Origin of the sequence: Vibrio sp. 10N.222.48.A3 (assembly GCF_041475345.1) — a bacterium.
In the GTDB taxonomy this organism is placed as follows: Bacteria; Pseudomonadota; Gammaproteobacteria; order Enterobacterales; family Vibrionaceae; genus Vibrio; species Vibrio tasmaniensis_A.
Window position 1 is genome coordinate 1 of record NZ_JBFRVX010001816.1, and the last position, 258, is coordinate 258.

Annotated in this window: 1 pseudogene; it reads left to right on the top strand. The window is 42.6% G+C overall.

Going from position 1 to position 258, the window contains the following annotated elements:
* A pseudogene (locus tag AB4653_RS29040) lies at positions 1–258 on the top strand (peptidase M23); the annotation flags it as partial.

Consider the following 258-nt stretch of genomic DNA (forward strand, 5'->3'; position numbering starts at 1 on the left):
ATCAGACGTTTTATTTCGGTCGAAAAGCCGTACTACTATGTACTACCGCAATTTTTTCAGTGCCTCTATTGATTGGCGGAGCTGCATACATGCACTTTGAGGGCAAGCAAGAACTCGCCCTACAAGCCGATGATGCACAACAATTGATTGAAACACTGATTGTTGAAAAAGAACAAACCGACTTTCTTTACGCTGAGCAGGTAGAAACCAATCACTCACTGTCTCAAGCATTAACCGAGAAAGAAGGCACTATTCAGT